This is a genomic window from Paracoccus haematequi, from assembly GCF_900631945.1.
Lineage (GTDB): Bacteria > Pseudomonadota > Alphaproteobacteria > Rhodobacterales > Rhodobacteraceae > Paracoccus > Paracoccus haematequi_A.
The window spans coordinates 20,017-37,400 of the sequence record NZ_UZWE01000037.1 but is presented as its reverse complement, the minus strand read 5'-3'; the positions used below and the strand labels follow the sequence as shown (position 1 = coordinate 37,400).

Sequence of the window (17,384 nt, the reverse complement as noted above, 5' to 3'; positions counted from 1 at the left end):
GTCAGACAGACTCCTCGGTGCTGTGGCCGCCATCGGCGACGGTTCCGGTCCGGCGCAGTTCGGCGATGTCGTGCAGCGCGACCAGCACAAGGCGGATCACCATGACGATCAGGCCCAGCAGGAAGACCAGCTTCATGGGCCAGCGGGGAATGCCCAGCAGCCCGTCATAGAATTCGCCCGACGCCCACGACCCCGACAGGTTGCGCCAGCTGGCATAGAACAGCGGCAGCATCGCCAGCAGCGCCACGAACCAGCCCATGATGATCAAGGCCCCCCGCGCGCCGGGTGACATGCGATCGGTCACGAAGGTCACGGCGATATGGGCGCGGCTGGCCGTCGCGGCGGCAAGCGGAAAGACGATGGTGGGGATCATCAGCTCGCGCACGATGATCACGATGTCCGGCACACCCCAGCCAAACAGCTGGCGTCCAAGCACGTTGGCGGTGATCACCAGCGCCAGCGCCAAGGCCGAAACGACGGCAAATTCAAGCATGATGCGTTCAATGGCCTTCATGGCCGCACCTCCCGGGTTGGGGCACATCGTGTCCAGACTTGGGGAAAGTTCAGATCAGGCAGGAGATTGGGGACGCGGACGCCAAGCGTGCCGCATCCCCGCATCGGTCGGTCAGTTTGCCTCGGCTGCCCAGGGATAGCCCTGTTCGTCGCGCTGCGTGGTGAATTCCGCGACCAGTGCGGTATAGTCATCGACCAGGGCCCGGCCGTCCAGGCCTGCGGCATCGGCGCGCGCGACCCATTCGTCAACGTATTTCGTGCCCATTTCGCCAAGACGCGCGCGATCCTCGTCCGAGATCTTCAGGACCGGGATCTGCTTGTCCTTCAGGATCTGGATCGACCGCTGGTTGGCGTCGGTCAGGATGCGCCCGAATTCGTCCGCCAGGCCTTCGCCTGCGGTCAGCAGGGCCTGCTGGTGTTCGGGCGGCAGCATGTCGAAGCTGTCCTTGTTCATCATGATGCCCAGGGCGCCGATCTGGCCGAAGTCGATCTCGGTATAGCTGTCGAAGACCTCGTCGAACTTCAGCGCCTCGACCAGATAGGGATAGGTCTGGGTGCAGTCGATCAGCCCGGTTTCCAAGCCCTGATAGGCCTCGTAGACGGACATGTCGACGGGCGTGGCGCCCAGGTCGTGGAACACCTTGCCATAGGCGCCGACGCCGCGGATCTTCAGGCCCTTGACGTCGTCAAGCGTCTCGATGGTCTTGCCCTTGCAGCCCACCTGAACGGCCGACGTCGTGTAGGTGCCAATATAGACCAGGTTCTGGGCGGCCAGGTTTTCCCGAATCTGTTCGTTTTCCCGCATCAGCTTGTCGGTTGCCTTCATGCCCACCCAAGGATCGGGGTTCGGGATCGGCAGGTCGGCCAGGCCATAGGCGATCATGTCCTGGGGAAAATACACGCCGATGACCGAACCCATGTCGGCCACCCCGTCGCGGATCGACTGGACCGCGACCTTTTCCGAAAACAGGGCGCCGCCCCAGTTCACGTCGATGGTCAGTTCACCATTGGACTGTTCGGAAACCTGGTCCACGAACCACTGGGTCGCCTCGGCGCGGACGCCCCGGTTCGGACCAGCTTCGCCATAGATCAGGGTCATGGCAGTGGCGGGCACCGTGGCCGCGAACGCAAGGCCGACCGTCAAACCTGCTGTCAGAAAACGCATAATGATTCTCCTCTCCTGTTTCACATGATGGCATATTGTTCCGAAGAATGGAACACTCTTGTGTTTTTGAGCAAGCTAAGTGATGAAAGGCGACCGGTTCTGGCGCGGGAAACGATGCAATGATGGCACTTTCTGATGAGCTTGGCACTTTTGGAAGCGCCTTTTCCTGCACGAATCCGGGCATGTCCGGTTTGCCGGGATTGCGTGACCGGTGATGCCGGATCTTGCAAAGGCGGATCGCTGCCGGCGTCTTGTCGCGCAGGCCTGCATGATCATCGTTGTCTTGATATCGCTGGCGGGCATCGTCATCACCTCGCCTGCCCTGGGGATCGCCGCGGGCATCGCCCTTGCCCTGTATCTGGCCCTGTCATGGCGGCAGTTCACTGTCGCCACCTGGATCACCGTCGGCCTTTGCGTGATCCTGCTGGTTCTTGCCCTGCTGCGCGGCATCGATCTGGAAACGCTGTCCCGGGGACTGGAACGGATGGCCTATCTGGCCGCGCTGCTGGCCCTGCTGGGGTCGCTTCGCGTGGTCGCCGCCGCCGCGCCCGAGGTTTTGCGCGCCGGCCGGTATCTGACCACGCGGCCGCCGGGACGGCGCTATCTGGCGATGAATTTCGGCGGCCATGTGTTTGGCGTCCTGATCAACCTGGGCGGCATCGCGATCCTGCTGGAAATGACCCGCCGGTCGCTGGACGAAACAAGCGCCCATCTGCCCGCCGGGCTGCGCGAATGGCGGCTGCGCCGCATGACCACGGCGGTGCTGCGGGGCTTTTCCCTTGCGCCGCTGTGGTCGCCCATCGGCCTTGGAATGAACGGGCTGCTCCTAGCGATGCCGGATCTGCGTTATGGCGACGTGGCCCCTGCGGGACTGGCGGCGGCGGTGCTGTTTCTTGGCTGGGGCTGGTTTCTGGACTGGGCATGGGCGCCGCCGGTTCCCGCGGGTCTGCGGCCAGGCCCAGGGACAGGAACGGGCGACTGGGGCGGCGTCGGCCTGCTGACGCTGCATGTGGGTCTGGTGGCGGGACTGGTGTTCGGGCTGCATGCCGCCACAGGCTTGCCGTTCCAGCAGGCGCTTCTGATCGCGGTCCCTGCCTACAGCGTGATCTGGGCATCCTGGCTGGGACATCGCGGCGATGCGGGTGCCATGGCCATGGCACGGCGCACCATCGCCGGAACGGTCGGGCGCTTTCCCCTGGCCGCGGCCGAGATCGGCGTTTTCGCCTCGGCCGGGCTGCTGTCCGTCCTGGTGCTGGAACTGGTGCCGCTTCCCCAGGTCCAGGCGGCGGTGGCCGCCCTGATCGATGCGCCCTGGCAGATGATCGCGCTGCTCAACCTGTCGATGTTCCTGCTGGCAGCCGTGGGGATCAATCCCATCATCACCGCGTCGGTCATGGGCAGTCTGGTCACGCAGCTTGACGTGCCAGGGCTCAGCGACGCCGCGGCCGCGCTCAGCCTGGCAGGCACCTGGGGCTGCGTCATGGGCTTTACCCCGCTGATCACGACGGTCGTTTACGCCGGTGCCTTGGTGGGTCGCCCCCCGTGGGTCGTCGGCATCCGGTGGAACGGGCTTTATTGCCTGTCGTCGCTGGCACTCTGGACCATCGGAATGGGAATCGTCGTGGAACTGGGGGCCATGTAGCGGACGGCGCAGACTGGCCGAGCGCGCCGAAGATGCGGTGTCGCGTGGCCCTTAATTCTGAGATGACGAATTCAACAAAAACAATGGCACACCGTTGCCCTTAAATGCGAGATGTTGCATTTTATTCTGAGATTCTTGCCGTTAATGGTGAGACAGGGTTCACGGGACTGGTCTATTAGTGGGGTTGCAAGCTGATCGCGAAGAAATCGGGGGGCTCGGCGCAGAGGAACAGCGCCGGGCGTCGGTCTTGCGGCCCTTAGTGCAGGTCTATCTTTCCGGGTCCGGCAGCTTGGAGAGCGGGGTCCGTGACGCTGTCTGGGAGCTGGGGGTAAGCCGAGCGACGGTCTGGCGGTGGATCCGGAGGCTTGCCGAAGGCGGCGGCCGAACCAGTGCGATTGTTCCGCGAAAACGTGGTCGTCCAACGGGAACCGCCATGGTGCCCCACGAAGTCGAAGCCATCATCGAAGATCACCTTATGCGATACTACTTGCGCCGGGAGCGTCCCAGCTTGGCGAGGGTGGTCGCCGAAATCCGCAGTGCTTGCGGTGAGCAGGGGTTTCAACAGCCGACGCGCCGGACAGTTCAGCGCCGCCTCGATGCGATGGATGCGCGCGAAGTCATGAAAGCGCGCGAGGGGGCGCAGGCGGCACGGCAGCGTTTCGCGCCGGTGACAGGGCAAAACGCGGCGAAATGGCCGCTGGACGTTGTTCAGATTGATCACACACCGGCGGACATCATCCTTGTCGACAGTTTCGAGCGCAAACCCATCGGCCGGCCTTGGGTGACCCTCGCGATCGACATCACCTCACGCATGGTGACGGGATACCACGTCAGCTTTGAAGCGCCATCTCGCCTTTCGGTGGCCTTATGTCTTACGCATGCTGTGGCCCCCAAAGCAGAACTGCTGGCTGACCTTGAGTGCGCCGTGCCGTGGCCTGCCCAGGGCAAACCGCGCAGCATCCATGTCGACAATGGCCGCGATTTCCGGTCCCAGGCTTTTCAGTCAGCTTGTGCGGAATGGGGGATCAACCTGGTCTACCGACCTCCGGGAAGCCCTCATTTTGGTGGGCATATCGAACGGCTGATCGGCACGATGATGGGCGCAGTGCATCTTCTGCCGGGGACCACCCAGTCGTCAGTTGCGGCCAAGGGCGGCTACGATGCCGAAGCCAATGCGGCGATGACCCTTCGAGAGTTCGATTTGTGGTTCGCCCTCGAGATCTGCCGTTACAACAACAGCGTTCACTCAAGCCTCAACTGCACGCCCGTTGCCAAGTGGGACGCGCTCGCAGGGGAAATGTCCGGCGACATTCCCTTCGATATGGAGGCCTTTCGGGTGAGTTTCCTGCCAAGTGAGCAGCGACAAGTTCGGCGCGACGGCATCCATCTGTTCGACCTGCGTTACTGGTCCGACGCCCTCGCGGGTTATGTTGGTCGCCGGGACGGAAAGGTGGTTGTCCGCTACGATCCCCGCGATCTCTCGGCCGTCTGGGTCGAACTGGATGGCGGCAGATGTGTCGAGGCCCGGTACCGCAACCTGGAACTCCCGCCGGTGTCGCTCTGGGAATACCGCGAGGCCATGCAAAAGGCACGGGCCATGGGGAAAGTGGGCACGAATGAATTGGTCCTCGCCGAATTGATCCGGCAGCAACGCCAAATTGAGGGTGAAAGCCGCGCGCTGACCAAGGCAGAACGCCGATCCCGCGAAAGGACTGTAATGAAGGGTCTGGCCGCCGATGATCGGGGATCCGAGGGGCTGCGACCGGTCGACACCGGTGATACATCGCGCCCGATGTTTAAGGTGGAGCGCTGGTGAATTGAGGGCAGAAACTGAAGATGACGGCCGTATCGCTCTCATTCAGTCGGACATCTGGATAGGCTTTCCCCGGGCAGAGCAAGTGCTGGACCGGTTACAGGGACTGATTGAGATGCCGCGGCAGACCCGCATGCCTGGCCTTCTGGTGCATGGAACGTCCGGCATCGGCAAGACAATGATCGCCCGCAACCTGTCGCGACGCTATGCGCCGGAGTATGATCCGGAGTCTGGCGTCACTCACACCCCGTTACTTCTGTTGCAGGCGCCACCCGCACCCGATGAGCGGCGGTTCTATATGCACATCCTCGCAGCCGTCGGAGCCCCGTCGTCGACGTTGAGTCTGAAGGCGCAGAGTGTTGCCTCGCTGGAAGTTCGTGTCGTGGGTCTTTTGCGCGACCTCGGGCTGCGGATGATCATGATCGACGAAGTTCACAACCTTCTGGCAGGCACGCACCGAGAACAGCGCCGGTTTCTCAATGTCCTGAGGTATCTGAGCAACGAGCTGGAAGCATCTTTGGTCTGCTACGGTGTAAGCGAAGCCGTCGATGCCATTCGCGGCGATGTCCAACTGGCCCGTCGGCTTGATGAACACCACCTGCCGAATTGGCGCGATGATGCTGAGTTCTCGGACATGATTCAGACCTTGATTGCGGCCATGCCGCTGGAGAGAAAATCCAATCTGAAAGTGCGGTCGCTCAAGCAGATCCTTGCATTGACTGGCGGGGTGACGTCCCGCATCTTCGCGTTGGTCAAGGAACTGTCCATCGACGCGATCATCAGCGGTGACGAGTGCGTCACGGATGATGCCATCACAAAATGAGCACCGGTCTGGTCGCGCCATGCAAACGCTCAGCGACGGCTCGAGAAATCGGGGGCGTGAAGTGTCGCCCTCTACCGATATCGGTGACGCCAGTGCCGGACGAGTTGCTTTCTGGTTGGTTATCGCGACTGGCCGCTTCCAATCATTGCGAGGTAGCAGACCTTCTCAACCATATCGGGATCGGCGGAAAACATGCTGCAGCACTCGACCATGATATCAACATGCTGGCTGCGGACAGGATTTCCGTTGCGGCACGCATCGACCCCGCATTCGTGCTGTCAATGACTTTCGCGGCGATGCAGGAAGCAGAGATGCGGTTGACCGCACAGGTGCCGTTTCAAACTTGCCCAAACTGCGCCGATGGCGGACTTGAGCTCAGGCACTGGCGTAGGGCCTGGGCGTTCGACTGCCAGATGTGTGGTGACCGGCTTCTTCCAAAGGCAGACAAGCAGAAGGGCGCAGTGGTCTCCGAAAAGCTGGTTAATCGTGCCCGGAACGGGGCACGGGTGCTGGAGCGCGTCGCTATGTCCGGCAGCGCGCGTGAACTACGCCGAGCAATGCGGGCGGTCACCTTCGCGATGGGACTGAATGCTTTACGTGGAGATCCGTTCTTCGCGCTTCAAAGTCCCCGGTCAAACATAAGGCTCTTCTGCCTTGCCGCTGTTGTCTCCGCCCAATCACGTCCACTGGTAAAGGCTGCGTTGTGCAGCATGGACATCGACGTCTATTCACGAGTTGCCCTGCTTCGCGCCTACGATAAGGAGCCCCGGCTGCTTGCAACGGTCGACCAGATTGCTCAGCGGATGCGACTACGCGTCGGTGGTTCAGCCACCTCATCTCATATTTAAGAGCAAGAAAGGCCGGAAAACGCGCCGTGTCTCGGATTTAGGGGCAACGCGACACCAGGAAGCTGATGCGGCCTGTCAGGGTGTCGGGTGGCATGGCCGGAACCTCGCTCGGACTTGCTGACAATTATGCCAGTGTATAGACTATTTCGCAATTACTGTGCATACGGATTGGAACGCACATGGGTAAGTTATCCATCCGCGATGAAGGTGTGAACGATCTGGCGGAAACGCTGGCGGAGATGCTGGGCGTCACCAAGACAGAAGCGGTGCGGCAGGCAATCCAGAACGAGATTGAGCGCATCCGGTCCATGCCGACCATCGAGGACCAGATTGCCGCCTTGCAGGAGCGGGTGAAGAACTACGGCTTCAGGTCCACGCACATCGTTCCGCCGAAGGGCAAACGCTGATGTTCGTTGATAGCTCTGCTTTCCTTGCCATCCTGGGCAACAGGTCTGACGCGGCCTTGCTGGTGGAGAAGATCAAGGGCAGCCGCAGGCAATGCAAGACCTCAGCCAGCGTGCACCTCGATGTGGTCATGGCCCTGACTGAGAGCCGCGCGGACACACGCAGCGTCTCGGCCGATGCGGTTGAACAGGCCACGGAGATTTTCGACAGCCTGCTTCAGATCCTGAAGGTCTATGAAATTGCGGTCAGCCCGCGCATTGCAGCTGACGGGTGCAGGCTTGCAGCCCGGTTCGGCCAGGGAGCGGATCATCCGGCGAAACTGACGGTGCAGACCTGCCTGGCGCTTGCGGCCGCGGAGTCGCTGCGCCTGCCGGTCCTGCACAGCAACCCGGCCATCGACAGGATCACGGAACAGGATTGGGAGGCATGGCGGACCGGGGAATGAAGAACAGGCTGATAATCTCGTCGCGGTTTCCGGGAACTCTCTTGGGAACCTTACGTTGACCGGGACTCCCTCCCTGTTGGAGATACCTGCCCCGTCCTTTTGGGCGGGGCTTCTTTATGGGGTGACGGCGCGGCCGTCTCCGCTTTGCCGCGTTCGCGGTCAACCAGATCGACACGGAAAAGCCCCCGCTGCTGCTGCGGAGGCCGGGGTCAGATCGCACCGATAAATCGCTCTCCGCGCGTGGGGTGCATTTCGTAAATCAGAACCTCGATGCCGAGGCGGGCGGCGCGGCGACTGCCGCGCCTCTCCGCTTCTGCCAAGGGGGCGCAGATGATGGGCAGGTCGTCGGGGTCGTCCCGGATCTCGTAGGTGGTCAAAGTGAGACTCCCGGCTTGAGATTTCCGGCCGCGTCCAGCCAGCCGCGCGCCTTCGCGCAATCCATGCAGATGCAGGTGCCAGATCCCTCGACCACAACAGGGGCGACATAGACCCATGGGTTGTTCCTGCCGCATTTGCGGCAGGACAGGGCGGGCAAGGGGTGGGGGCCGCTCATGCGGCCGCCCCTTCTTCCTTCTCGGCGGGCTTGCCTTTCACCAGCCATTCGGCGGCCTTCTGCGCCTCACTGGCGGCTTTGAAGATCAGCCGCGTGTCGTCTTTCAAGGCGCGCAGCCAGCTTTGGACGTATGCGCCGGACTGGTCAAAATCCGGGGTCAGGCCAAGCCGGGCGCAGGTCATGCAGTTGCCAATCTCCGCAATCAATTCCTCGAACGCGTAAGCTTTGCGGTCGGTGAAGCGGGAAAAGCGGTCAAGGCGGCTCTTGTGGCCGGTCCAATGGGTCGCCTCGTGGGCAAGCGTGGCATAGTAGCCTGCGGCGCTGTGGAACGTCGCAATCGGCGGCATGTGGATGTAATCCTCGGCAGGGTTGTAGTAAGCTTGCGGCTCGTCGCTGGTGCGAATGTCCGCGCCGGTGGCTGCGAAAAAAGCGTCAAGGGCGGGGTCGGCCTCGGTGCCAAGGTCGCGGGCAGGCTCGGCGGGGGTGCCATAGTATTCGGCGGGCAGGCCGTCGATCTGCTCGGCGTTAAACACGCGGTAGGCTTTCAGGTAGGGCAGGCGCCGTTCCTCGCCCGTGTCCGCGTCCTCGCGTTCAAAGGTGCCGTATTTGACAACGGTGGACGATTTCTCGCCCTTGCGGACCTGTCCGCCTGCCTCCTGGGCCTGCTTGTAGGTGAACCAGCGGGCGGCGCGGTAGCCTTTGGCGTCAGCGGCAAGCCACAACATCAGGACGTTGATGCCGGAATAGGGTTCGCCGTTGCTCCGCAGCGGGAAAGGGGCGCCGCCCTTGTCGCCGGTCCACGGCTTGCGCCATGCCGGGGTGCCTGCTTTGAGGCTGGCAATGATGCTGTCGGTGACGTGGGCGTAGAGGTCGAACGTGTCAGCCATTTGTGGCCTCCTTGTGGCGATGCCCTTTGCCGGTCTGGTGCCGGATCATCGGGCGGGGTTTCTGGCGAGGAAGCGCGAAGCGCGCGCCTCTCCTGAAACCCTGCCTCCCGGCGAGGGCAGGAGGGGGACCCAGGCAAGGTTGTCCGTAGGGGCGAAGGGGAACCGCACAATCAAGGAGGCGACCGTCAAGCGCTTCCACTATGACAGCCACGAGCAACTGCGTACGCATCTCGCGGACTTCATGGCAGCCTACAACTTCGCGCGTCGGCTCAAGACCCTCGGTGGTCTCACGCCCTACGAATACATCTGCAAAATCTGGACTTCAGAGCCGGATCGATTCATCCTGGATCCGATCCACCAGATGCCGGGACTGAACACCTAGGATCACACTATGCTTGGATCTCGAACTAGCTCAATCGAAACGCCGATTTTAAGCTCCGCCCAGACTTGATCCGCAGTCAGGGCAGGTATGCCAAGTTCAGCGGCAAGGGCAAGACACGCCCGATCACCAAGCGATAGTCCCAGGGAGCGAGTCGCCGGGCGCAGATGACCGATGGCGTAGGCCTGGGCCGGGGTGAGAGGCCGAATATCGAGACGCAGGCCTCCGAGCACGTCCTCCACCTCGTTGACGCTCAGGCCGCGCTCGCGCAGCTTGGATGCGACCTCGGCGAAATTGGTGGCGCCGATCACTGCCATGGGCAGGGCTTCCAGAACGCGCTCGCTACCCGGCTCGCCATTCAAAAGACAAAGAAGCGCTGAGGCGTCCAAGACTGCGGCCTTACTCACGCTCTGCCTCGCGCCGGCGATCGGCGATCAGCTCGTCTGCAAGCGACACGCCTTCGGGTACATGCCGCCGCATGATGGCCTGGGCGCGGGCAACAGCCTGTGGGAGCGAGCGGACGCGCAACTCGCCGCCATCAATCTCGACAAGCACGGTATCGCCTGTTGCGATCCCCAACTCTCGCCGCATGGTCGCGGGGATGACGAGCTTGCCACCCTCGATGATCCGTACCCGCTGCGTGGTCATGACAGGCATATCCTTTTTGGTCTAACTTTCAACAATGATACCCACCAGTCTATTTAGTATCGATACAACAGGAAAGTCATATCCAATAGGCAAGCAGCTCCGTTTCTAAACTACCAGCTCGCTCTCTGTGTCACATTTAGGCACACTCGCAGGTGACAGCCAGATGTGACGGCCAAGAGTGTCACAAATGGGTGGAAAAGATACCATTGCGACAGTATCAGGAGATTAGCCACCCTAACGTGACAGATTGCCCATGCCTCGGATCGGATACGCCCGCGTCAGCACGTCGAGCCAGGATCTCGACATTCAGAAAGCTAGGCTGAAGGCATCAGGCTGCGAGATCATTCGCGCCGAGACGGGATCCGGAGCATCCCGCGACGGCCGCAGCGAGTTGGCAACGGTTCTGGAGTTTCTTCGCGCGGGCGACGAGCTGGTCGTGCATCGTCTCGACCGCCTTGGCCGGTCCACGCGCGACGTGCTGAACCTGGTGCATGAGCTGGATGCGAAAGGAGCGTCGCTCCGCGTTCTGGAACCCGAAGTCACCACGTCCGGGGACATGGGCCGGATGGTCATCACCGTTCTTGGCATGGTGGCCGACATGGAGCTGAAGTTCATTCGCGATCGTCAGCGGGCCGGCATCGAGGCAGCGAAGGGCAAAGGCATCTACAAAGGGCGTCAGAAGCGGGTGGACGACGCGGAAATCCGCAGGTTGGCAGCGGAAGGCGTGTCCAAGGCCCGGATCGCCCGTGACCTCGGACTATCTCGCATGACCGTTTACCGTGCATTGGCGGCCTGAGATATCAAAGCGGACGTTAAAGCCAAGGGAAGGCGGCGGCTTTTGCAGAATGAAGCTGTCGTTGCCACGCTCCTGAAGAGGTGGGCATAAGCTACGGTGGAAGGTTTTTCATCTGCGAAAACAGCCGCATACATATGAATAATTAGACCAAAGGTTGCCTCTCTGCTCCTTTTGGCTATAATTCCCCCATGCTCGATGACCCCAGCATGGACGATGTTTTCGCATCGTCGCTAACCGCTTGCACCGGATGCTTCCCCATTATCCGCTGTGCATGCCGCGCCGCCAGTCGGCGCTACCCGCCTGTCATCCGCCTTTAGCGGACTTCCATTCCCAGGCCCTCCAGAGAGCATCATCCCCTTGAATTGCCTTCAGGCAAAAGACCTCGCCACCTGATCACGAAAGGTCCACAGCGAAACAGCTTATGAATGACATAAAGCCTCCTTTTACCGACATCGACATCCCTACGGCCGACGCCGGCTTCTACCAAGGACACTCCCTTCCGATCGCTCTTGCCTCCAAGATCACCTTCGCCTTGCTGACCGTCTGGGCCTTGCTCAGACCCGGCAGTGCCGAGGCGATCCTGTCGCTGCTCAACACCGAAGTTCTCGGCGTGTTCAACATGTTCTACATCATTGCTGTGGGACTGTTCGCATGGTTTCTGTTGATCGTGGCCGCTGTGCCCTCTTCCGGGCAGCGCAGGCTGGGGAAAGAGGATGAAAAACCGGAGTTCAGCACCTTTTCCTGGTTCGCCATGATGTTCGGCGCGGGACTGGGCGTGGGCCTGATGGTCTATGCCACGGCCGAGCCGATGGCAAACTGGACCAGCAATCCAGACATCATCACGGGCGGCGTCGCCGCCCACTCCGCCGAGGCGGTGACGTCGGCTTACCGCTACACCTTCATGCATTACGGCATCCACGCTTGGGGTATTTATGTCCTGACCGGCCTGTGCCTTGCTTACTACGCCTATACACGCGACATGCCGCTGACGATCCGCACGGCGCTCACGCCGCTGCTCGGCCGGCACCTGAACGGTCCAATTGGACACGTGGTCGACATCCTCGGCGTCGTCGCCACCATCCTCGGTGTGGCCGTTACCATCGGCTTCGGGATCAGCCAGCTGGTCGAGGGGTTCTACTCCATCACCGGCATGGAGTGGCTCCTGCAGGCAGGCCAGGACGGCGGCCCGCCCGCGCCTTCGAGCGTCGGGCTGATCGCAGCTCTGGTTATCGTGATGGCGCTGTCGACGCTATCTGCGGTGTCCGGCGTCGGACGCGGGGTGAAATACCTGTCGAACCTGAACCTCGTCCTGTCCACCCTGCTGCTCCTGGTGTTCGTGGTCTTCGGCTCGGTCCTGTTCTCGGTGTCGACCTATGGTCGGGCGCTTATGGATTATATCCTGCACTTCCCCGCCTTGTCCTTCGAGGCTTACTCGACCGGCACGCCCCTGGGTGACTGGCAGTCGGGCTCCACGACCTTCTACTGGGCGTGGTGGATTGCGTTCTCCCCCTTTGTGGGCCTCTTCCTCGCCCGTATCTCTCGCGGTCGCACGGTGCGCGAATTTGTGGTCGGGGCTGTTGTCGTGCCATCTCTGGTCTGCTTTGCTTGGATGGCCATCCTTGGCGGCACGGCAATCGATATGGAGCTGTCGGGCATTGCCCAAGGTGCCATCATCGACGCATCCGCCACCAACATGCTCTTCGCGACACTGCAGTTCATCGTGAGCGAACAGGTTTATGGCATCGTTGCGATCATGTGCGTCGTGCTGATCCTGACTTTCCTCGTCACCTCGGCGGACTCCGGCCTTCTTGTCATCAACACGATCATGGCAGGCGGTGAGGAAGAAACCGACACGCGCCACCGCATCGTCTGGGGCGTGCTGCTGACCCTGGTTATCGCCGCCCTGATCCTGGCGGGCGGCGGTGGGCTTGTTGTCCTGCAGAATGCCATGATCATCGGCGCGCTGCCTTTCGCATTCGTGATGGCGGCGATGTGCGTCTCGCTGGGCAAGGCCCTGTATCGGGATCACTACCGCGATCTGTTCGCCAACGCAGGTGAGCAGGACTTGGCCGCTGATCGCCGGGGCTAAGGAAAGCTTCAAGACCACGGGCCGTCAAAGCCGGCCGGTGGTCCAGCAGTCCGAGCAAGACACCATGCCGAACGCGGGCATGCGTCGACAGTCGCATGCCAGCTTCAAGCTCTTTTCAATCGCTATGTGGTGCCGCATCCGGCAGATCGCGGCCAACAGGAAACATGTCCTCGCCACCTCGGTGCAACCGAACATGGTGGCGACGACACAGCCACCGGACATTCAGCGGCTCGTCGTAGCGGTCATGATGGGCATCAACCTCGCCGCTGCCGCACACCTCACAGCCCTGCTTGTGCAGGGTCCCTGAGACGAGCGCTCGCTGCACTGCCAGATGGGCGCTGTACTTGGGAATATTGGCACGGCGCCAGTTCGTCTGGCGGGTTTCGCTCCTGAACGTCGGTCGGAGAGGGGTCTTCGGCTCCTTCGTCATCACAGCAGCGTCTGGTTTGTCAGTGCAAGGGACGAGCTTGGTTGCGGCCCTGCGCCAACGAGGGCCCCCTTTCGAGCCGCGAGATCCCACTTGCCCGCAAGACAACACACAGAGCCGATCAGCAGGGGTTTCATGGGCCATCTGTAACACAAGACGCCCCTTCACTGCAAAACATGCCGGACCAGTCATGTGAGACTCGAACCATGGCGGGTTTTGCAAGCCCCGCCGGGAAAGTTGGTGTTAATGCTCACCTCAGGCAGAGTGTCCGCTGAGCCATCCCCATTCGATCGAGCTTGCCTCGTCAGTTCTCCGTGCCAACGTCTGCAATTCCCACCCTGGATCACTCGGCAGCAACGGGGCGATCCGCATGCTCTGCCGCCACGCCGCCGCTGATGCTGATGACTCGATCCGTCATCGCCAGCGTCGTCTCGCGGTGGGCGATGACGATGCGGGTCATGCCGAGCTTGCGGATGGCGAGATTGATGATGGCCTCATTCGTGCTGTCGAGATGGCTCGTCGCCTCGTCCATCAGCAGGATCGAGGGGCGGCGATACAGCGCGCGCGCCAGCACGATCCGCTGCTTCTGCCCGCCCGAAAGAGTGCTGCCCATGTCGCCGACCAGCGTCTCGTAGCCCATCGGCAAGGTGCGGATCTCGTCATGGATCGCCGCCATGCGGGCCGCGCGTTCCAGATCCTCGGGCGAGACGTCGCGGTTGAAGCCGGTGATGTTGTCGATAATCGAGCCCGCGAACAGCCGATCCTCTTGGAGCACGCAGCCGACACGGGCGCGGTAGGCCGCCAGACCAATAGAATCCAACGGGATGCCATCGATCAGCACTTGGCCCGAGCTTGGGCGCGCGAGCCCGGCCAACACCTTCAGCAGCGTCGTCTTGCCGGCGCCCGAGGGGCCGGCGATGCCGACGCATTCCCCCGCCTCGATCCGAAGATTGATGCCCTTCAGCACCTCGGGGTCGTTGTCGGCATAGCGGAAACGGACATCGCGGATCTCAAGGCTGGCGGGTTCCGTATTGGGAATGACTGCCACGACAGGGCGACGAGTGTCCTCCTCAGGGGCGGCGAGGGCGATGTCGGCGATACGCTCGCCATGCAGTCCCAGCATGCGGAACTGCAGCAACGTGTCGATGAAGCTGTTGATGCGGTCCGCGAACTGGTCTTTGTAAGCCAGAAAGGCCACGAACATGCCGACGGACATGGTGGAGTCGATGATCGCCATCACTCCCAAATAGATGATGAGCAGCCGGTCGATCCCGAAGATCGAGGATGCGCCCGCCTGAAACCAGACATCGAACTTCTGGACCCGCAATTCGGCGTTCAGGCGCTCCACAAGGTGGTTGATCCAGGTGCCCTGGCGCCGGCTTTCGATGTTCAGCACCTTCACGCTGCCGATGCCGCGCACCGACTCCATGAAATGCGTGTTCTCCTGCGCGGCATGAACGATCGCTTCCTCGGACATGCGGCGATAGGTGCCCCATGTCGAAACACGGAGCAGTGCATAAAGCCCGACGCCCAATAGCGCGAGCCATAGAAGCCAGCCGCCATAAATCCACATCATCGCGATCAAAGCGATCGACATCACACCATCAAGCAGCGCCGTCACTGCTGACGTGGTCACGGTCCGGTGGATCGAATCCAGCGATCCGAAGCGCGAGACGATGTCTCCCACGTGCCGCTTTTCGTAGAATGCCAGCGGCAGGCGCATGAGGTGGTCGAAGAGCCCTACCTTCCATTGCAGGGCGAGGCCCGATCCCATCAGCATGGTGATCCAGCTGCGCACGAATGTTGCCGCCACCTGCAGGATCAGAAGGAATGCGAGCGCGATCACGATGATGCTCAGCAGATCGCGGTCGGCCGCAACTACAACCTCGTCGAGGATCAGCGCGAAACCGATTGGCATTGCGATGACCGTAATCTCCAGCAACAGCGAGATCGCCAGCACCTGCAAGACAGCTGCTCCGATGCCTTTGGTGCGGCGGACCATGTCCATGATGCTGATGCGGACAGTTTCGTCGCGGCGGGTGAAGCTGGCTGTGGGCCACGCTTCCAGCGCAATGCCGGTGAAGTTCTTCGACACCTCCTCCATCGGCACATGGCGACGACCGATGGCAGGGTCGTGGATGACGATGCCCGTTGCGCCGACGCGTGTCAGCACGACGAAGTGGTTGTGGGCCCAGTGCAGGACACAGGGCAGGCGCAGCTTGGAGAGGTCGTCGAGTTCCAACCGCAGGGCGCGGGTGGCCAGTTGCAGCGACTCGCTGATCCTGACCAGATCCTGCAGTGTCGTGCCCTTCATCGAGGCCGAAAAGCGCCGCCGGATCGCCGGCAGATCCATCCGGTGGCCGTGATGGCCCGCGATCATGGCAAGACAGGCAAGGCCGCATTCGGCGCCTTCGCTTTGCAGGATGACGGGCGTGGCGCCGAAGATGCGCGCGTTCAGACGCTGCGCCAACAGCGCGGTCATGACTCGCCCCCCGACACTGCGCCGCGCAGCCCGTAAATTGGTTCGAGAACCCACTGGTAAAGCGGACGCGTCTCGACCAGCAGATGCGCTTCGACCTCCATCCCGGCCTGCAATTCCTCGGTGCGGCCATAGGCGTTCACATGCGGCTGCTGTGGCTGGACGGTAACGCGGTAGAGGACGGGGGCGTCCTGACTGTCGCCGCGCAGTTCGCCGATCCCCTCCGGGCCGAGATTGGCGCGAGAGATCACCGTGACCTCGCCCGGATACTGCCCGAACTTCTGATAGGGAAACGCCTGGTAGCGCAGCAGCACCGGCATTCCTTCACGCAGGAAACCGATGGCGGAGCCGGGCGCGAGCAGTTGCGCGACCAGCGGACGGTTGTCCGGCACGATGGTCAGAAGCGGCGTTCCGGCCGTCACGGTCTGCCCGGCAAGGGTGATGATCCCGGTTACGGTTCCGTCGCGGGGGGCGGTCACCGCAACCTCGCGGCGGGCTTCGCTTTCGGAAATCTGCTGGTCGATATCGAGGATCTGGCGGCGGATGTCGGCGGCCTGCGCCTCGGATCGAAGGTCGAAGGAGGCGAGCTCCGCCTGCAGGTCGTTCAGGCGGCTTTCAGCCTGCACCTTCTCCCGGCTCAGAGCCGGCAGTTGTGCCCGCTCGGCATAGAAGGCGCGCAGGCGTTGCTCGTATTCGGCAGAAACCGCAATGCCGCGCTCCATCAGATCCTTCTGCCGTTCCGCAAAATCCGAAAACTCGCTGATGGTCGCTTGCAGCAGCCGCAACTGCTCGTCGATTTGAGGAATTTCGCGCTGAAGGTCGGACAGCCGCGCCTCGATGGCCTGCTTTTCCAAGGCCCGCATCTGCGTGTCACGCTCCAGCATTTGCGTCAGCTCGGCCCGCTTGTGGGCCAGAATGTCCGAGACCGCCCCCTGGGTAGCCCCGAGCGCGGTCGTTATGTCGATGCTAAGGGTGTATAGCAGGTCTCCTCGCCGCACCTGCTCCCCTTCCTTGACGCGGAGATCGGTAATCCAGCCTGCCTGCGGGGCGGCGACGCGGGTCAGCCCCTCCTGCGGCAGAATGATCCCGCTGACCCGGATGCGGCGGGTGTAATCGGCGAAGGTGACAAACAGCGCGCTTGCAACAACGAAGACAATCGAGAACGTGGCAAAGGCGATGATCGGGATACGTGAGATCACCACAGGACGACCCAGCCACGCTTGCGCGCGTGACTGAAGCGATTCAGGCCGAAACAGTGGCGCCATTCGTCAACTCGTCAGGGATCAGGCCGCATCAAGGCGACGGGATCCGTCACATCGGGACGGGCGGAGGAGGAAGAATGGGGCCCGGGCCCGGATCCGGCGCAGGAATGGAGCGATGGCGGGGGGGCCAGGGGCGCTGCGGCGGGATATCGGGCTTCCGGGGCAAAAGCGGCGGCTGCCGCGGCGGCGGAATGTCCATGCCGCCGCCGG

At 62.2% G+C, this 17,384-nt stretch carries 18 protein-coding genes and 1 pseudogene; 10 read left to right on the top strand and 9 right to left on the bottom strand.

What is annotated here, in order from left to right; translation table 11 throughout:
* Position 1: 1 nt before the first annotated feature.
* The gene (locus tag PARHAE_RS13915; RefSeq protein WP_164555257.1) at positions 2–493 is read right to left on the bottom strand and encodes a TRAP transporter small permease; all 492 of its coding nucleotides are present in this window, start codon (positions 491–493) and stop codon (positions 2–4) included.
* Between the two features lie 132 nt (positions 494–625).
* Positions 626–1,678: a C4-dicarboxylate TRAP transporter substrate-binding protein gene (locus PARHAE_RS13910; RefSeq protein ID WP_126155191.1), complete on the bottom strand. Its 1,053-nt coding sequence runs from the start codon at positions 1,676–1,678 to the stop codon at positions 626–628.
* Between the two features lie 268 nt (positions 1,679–1,946).
* Here PARHAE_RS13910 and PARHAE_RS13905 point away from each other — a divergent pair, with 268 nt between their 5' ends.
* The 6 genes from PARHAE_RS13905 (at position 1,947) to PARHAE_RS13880 (ending at position 7,654) form a co-directional block, all read left to right on the top strand.
* Positions 1,947–3,320 carry a hypothetical protein gene (locus PARHAE_RS13905; RefSeq protein WP_126155190.1) on the top strand — a complete coding sequence of 458 codons (1,374 nt, stop codon included), beginning with the start codon at positions 1,947–1,949 and terminating at the stop codon, positions 3,318–3,320.
* 433 nt (positions 3,321–3,753) lie between these two features.
* Positions 3,754–5,136: a Mu transposase C-terminal domain-containing protein gene (locus PARHAE_RS13900; protein ID WP_241232817.1), complete on the top strand. Its 1,383-nt coding sequence runs from the start codon at positions 3,754–3,756 to the stop codon at positions 5,134–5,136.
* Positions 5,096–5,956 (top strand): TniB family NTP-binding protein, encoded by an 861-nt coding sequence (locus tag PARHAE_RS13895; RefSeq protein WP_241232816.1) that lies wholly within the window; start codon positions 5,096–5,098, stop codon positions 5,954–5,956. Before PARHAE_RS13900 ends, PARHAE_RS13895 begins: the two co-directional genes overlap by 41 nt.
* Positions 5,953–6,804 carry a TniQ family protein gene (locus PARHAE_RS13890; RefSeq protein ID WP_241232815.1) on the top strand — a complete coding sequence of 284 codons (852 nt, stop codon included), beginning with the start codon at positions 5,953–5,955 and terminating at the stop codon, positions 6,802–6,804. The genes PARHAE_RS13895 and PARHAE_RS13890 overlap by 4 nt, the downstream gene beginning before the upstream one ends.
* A gap of 179 nt (positions 6,805–6,983) precedes the next feature.
* Positions 6,984–7,211 carry a type II toxin-antitoxin system VapB family antitoxin gene (locus tag PARHAE_RS13885; RefSeq protein ID WP_126155188.1) on the top strand — a complete coding sequence of 76 codons (228 nt, stop codon included), beginning with the start codon at positions 6,984–6,986 and terminating at the stop codon, positions 7,209–7,211.
* Positions 7,211–7,654 carry a hypothetical protein gene (locus tag PARHAE_RS13880; RefSeq protein WP_126155187.1) on the top strand — a complete coding sequence of 148 codons (444 nt, stop codon included), beginning with the start codon at positions 7,211–7,213 and terminating at the stop codon, positions 7,652–7,654. The genes PARHAE_RS13885 and PARHAE_RS13880 overlap by 1 nt, the downstream gene beginning before the upstream one ends.
* 209 nt (positions 7,655–7,863) lie before the next feature.
* Here PARHAE_RS13880 and PARHAE_RS21145 read toward each other — a convergent pair whose 3' ends face one another.
* Genes PARHAE_RS21145 through PARHAE_RS13870 form a run of 3 tightly spaced genes read right to left on the bottom strand, consistent with a single transcriptional unit; the run spans position 7,864 to position 9,094 of the window.
* Positions 7,864–8,031, bottom strand: a complete 168-nt coding sequence (locus tag PARHAE_RS21145) for a hypothetical protein (RefSeq protein ID WP_164555256.1) — start codon at positions 8,029–8,031, stop codon at positions 7,864–7,866.
* Positions 8,028–8,207: a hypothetical protein gene (locus tag PARHAE_RS13875; RefSeq protein ID WP_126155186.1), complete on the bottom strand. Its 180-nt coding sequence runs from the start codon at positions 8,205–8,207 to the stop codon at positions 8,028–8,030. Before PARHAE_RS13875 ends, PARHAE_RS21145 begins: the two co-directional genes overlap by 4 nt.
* Positions 8,204–9,094: an ArdC family protein gene (locus PARHAE_RS13870; protein ID WP_126155185.1), complete on the bottom strand. Its 891-nt coding sequence runs from the start codon at positions 9,092–9,094 to the stop codon at positions 8,204–8,206. Before PARHAE_RS13870 ends, PARHAE_RS13875 begins: the two co-directional genes overlap by 4 nt.
* 160 nt (positions 9,095–9,254) lie before the next feature.
* Between PARHAE_RS13870 and PARHAE_RS13865 the strand changes: the two are divergent.
* Positions 9,255–9,476: pseudogene (locus PARHAE_RS13865) on the top strand (IS3 family transposase); the annotation flags it as partial.
* Between the two features lie 2 nt (positions 9,477–9,478).
* Here the strand turns inward: PARHAE_RS13865 and PARHAE_RS13860 are convergent.
* Positions 9,479–9,862 (bottom strand): type II toxin-antitoxin system VapC family toxin, encoded by a 384-nt coding sequence (locus PARHAE_RS13860; protein ID WP_204245771.1) that lies wholly within the window; start codon positions 9,860–9,862, stop codon positions 9,479–9,481.
* A gap of 10 nt (positions 9,863–9,872) precedes the next feature.
* On the bottom strand, positions 9,873–10,121 hold the full coding sequence (locus PARHAE_RS13855; protein ID WP_045983529.1) for an AbrB/MazE/SpoVT family DNA-binding domain-containing protein: 249 nt from the start codon (positions 10,119–10,121) through the stop codon (positions 9,873–9,875).
* Between the two features lie 253 nt (positions 10,122–10,374).
* On the opposite strand from PARHAE_RS13855, the gene PARHAE_RS13850 reads away from it, so the two are divergent.
* From PARHAE_RS13850 to PARHAE_RS21410, 3 genes are all read left to right on the top strand, one after another.
* Positions 10,375–10,917 (top strand): recombinase family protein, encoded by a 543-nt coding sequence (locus PARHAE_RS13850; protein ID WP_126155184.1) that lies wholly within the window; start codon positions 10,375–10,377, stop codon positions 10,915–10,917.
* Between the two features lie 421 nt (positions 10,918–11,338).
* A complete protein-coding gene (locus PARHAE_RS13845; RefSeq protein WP_126155183.1) occupies positions 11,339–13,006 on the top strand; it encodes a BCCT family transporter in 1,668 nt (555 codons plus the stop codon).
* Positions 12,972–13,313 (top strand): hypothetical protein, encoded by a 342-nt coding sequence (locus PARHAE_RS21410; RefSeq protein ID WP_206436963.1) that lies wholly within the window; start codon positions 12,972–12,974, stop codon positions 13,311–13,313. The genes PARHAE_RS13845 and PARHAE_RS21410 overlap by 35 nt, the downstream gene beginning before the upstream one ends.
* 463 nt (positions 13,314–13,776) lie before the next feature.
* Here PARHAE_RS21410 and PARHAE_RS13835 read toward each other — a convergent pair whose 3' ends face one another.
* Together PARHAE_RS13835 and PARHAE_RS13830 are read right to left on the bottom strand one after the other, a co-directional pair.
* Positions 13,777–15,915: a peptidase domain-containing ABC transporter gene (locus PARHAE_RS13835; protein ID WP_126155181.1), complete on the bottom strand. Its 2,139-nt coding sequence runs from the start codon at positions 15,913–15,915 to the stop codon at positions 13,777–13,779.
* Entirely contained in the window at positions 15,912–17,177 is a 1,266-nt protein-coding gene (locus PARHAE_RS13830; protein ID WP_126155180.1) for an HlyD family secretion protein, read from the bottom strand. Before PARHAE_RS13830 ends, PARHAE_RS13835 begins: the two co-directional genes overlap by 4 nt.
* Positions 17,178–17,384 lie beyond the last annotated feature (207 nt).

Coding starts and splice junctions, on each gene's coding strand:
- PARHAE_RS13915 (WP_164555257.1), bottom strand. CDS start 493: ATGCTTGAATTTGCCGTCGTTTCGGCCTTGGCGCTGGCGCTGGTGATC.
- PARHAE_RS13910 (WP_126155191.1), bottom strand. CDS start 1,678: ATGCGTTTTCTGACAGCAGGTTTGACGGTCGGCCTTGCGTTCGCGGCC.
- PARHAE_RS13905 (WP_126155190.1), top strand. CDS start 1,947: ATGATCATCGTTGTCTTGATATCGCTGGCGGGCATCGTCATCACCTCG.
- PARHAE_RS13900 (WP_241232817.1), top strand. CDS start 3,754: ATGGTGCCCCACGAAGTCGAAGCCATCATCGAAGATCACCTTATGCGA.
- PARHAE_RS13890 (WP_241232815.1), top strand. CDS start 5,953: ATGAGCACCGGTCTGGTCGCGCCATGCAAACGCTCAGCGACGGCTCGA.
- PARHAE_RS13885 (WP_126155188.1), top strand. CDS start 6,984: ATGGGTAAGTTATCCATCCGCGATGAAGGTGTGAACGATCTGGCGGAA.
- PARHAE_RS13880 (WP_126155187.1), top strand. CDS start 7,211: ATGTTCGTTGATAGCTCTGCTTTCCTTGCCATCCTGGGCAACAGGTCT.
- PARHAE_RS13875 (WP_126155186.1), bottom strand. CDS start 8,207: ATGAGCGGCCCCCACCCCTTGCCCGCCCTGTCCTGCCGCAAATGCGGC.
- PARHAE_RS13870 (WP_126155185.1), bottom strand. CDS start 9,094: ATGGCTGACACGTTCGACCTCTACGCCCACGTCACCGACAGCATCATT.
- PARHAE_RS13855 (WP_045983529.1), bottom strand. CDS start 10,121: ATGACCACGCAGCGGGTACGGATCATCGAGGGTGGCAAGCTCGTCATC.
- PARHAE_RS13850 (WP_126155184.1), top strand. CDS start 10,375: ATGCCTCGGATCGGATACGCCCGCGTCAGCACGTCGAGCCAGGATCTC.
- PARHAE_RS13845 (WP_126155183.1), top strand. CDS start 11,339: ATGAATGACATAAAGCCTCCTTTTACCGACATCGACATCCCTACGGCC.
- PARHAE_RS13835 (WP_126155181.1), bottom strand. CDS start 15,915: ATGACCGCGCTGTTGGCGCAGCGTCTGAACGCGCGCATCTTCGGCGCC.
- PARHAE_RS13830 (WP_126155180.1), bottom strand. CDS start 17,177: ATGGCGCCACTGTTTCGGCCTGAATCGCTTCAGTCACGCGCGCAAGCG.